The following is a 1,092-nucleotide window of genomic DNA, read 5'->3' as shown; positions in this document are numbered from 1 at the left end:
GGGCTCACATTCACGGATAAAGCTTGGTTGGTACCAAAATCTAGGTTCAGTGAGTAAGGAATTGATCTGATTGCTTTTAATGATCGCTTTATCGGTTTTTCCCAGCCAATATTTTATATGATGTTTAGTTGCTCTCATCTGCCTGTGGTATTGTTGAAAAATATGATTTGTAAAATCATTAGGAATATTGATTGTGCTATTTTGATATTTATGACCATAGCTAGCTAACTCATCTCCACCAAGCCCGGTAAAAATGCACGATTTTCTTTCTACATCTGCTTGTTGAGTGATTAAGTAAGCGTAATGTTTTTTAGTAATTCCATACCAGTTTCCAGGATGTTGGAGAAATTCACCTTCCAGCGATAAAGGATCGTCCATGATAATTTTGTGGGGGTCGATCTGAGGATAATGCTGTTGGTATTTGGGAATAAAACTAGCCTCTTCCTTCCTATGTTCTGAATAATGCTCGTTAAATGCAAAAGAGTAGGTTCTCCGACGTTCTTGAGATTGGTTACAAATTAATGAAGCAATACTGCCACTGTCAAAACCTCCGCTCAAATGTAATGCTGCTTGTGGAGCAAACTGATGACATCTACTTACAGCCTGCCTGATCAGAAAACCAAGTTCTTCACCTGCTTCCTCAAAGGAGCCTTGAAACACCTTTCCCTTAAATTGTTGGAATGACCAATAACAGTGTTTTTTTGTCTTTCCCGGTTCCCAGATAAGGTAATGACCTGGTAAGACTCGATTTATCCCTATAAAAGGAGTTAATTCGGTACGTTCACCATTTAAAAGTCCTCCTGTAGTGTAGTACCCTAAAGAATCAAATTCAGTTTTTGGTAAATGAGGGATGAGATCTGAGATATCCTCAGAGACCAACAATCTACCCCTATTTTCAATGTAGTATAGAGGAAAGGAAGCAAATCTATCTACAATGTGGAATTGATAATTTTTTTCTTCGTATGAGAAATAAAAGCTTTGTTTCAGGTCGTTTATAAAAGCGTATTTTTTTTGCTTTACATATTGGGATATTGACTGAACATCCTGGACTTACCAAGAGCTGGATGAATTATTGGAGGGGAAGGATAAGGA

The 1,092-nt window shown here is 37.6% G+C and carries 1 protein-coding gene; it reads right to left on the bottom strand.

Features of this window, described 5'->3' with window-relative positions; translation table 11 throughout:
- On the bottom strand, positions 1-882 hold an 882-nt coding region (locus tag ACYVAA_RS22920), incomplete at its 3' end, for an asparagine synthase-related protein (RefSeq protein WP_460546415.1).
- Between the last annotated feature and the right edge of the window lie 210 nt (positions 883-1,092).

The organism is Echinicola sediminis (genome assembly GCF_054777495.1).
Note: the sequence above shows the minus strand (reverse complement) of the source record. Positions and strands in the feature narration are given on the sequence as shown.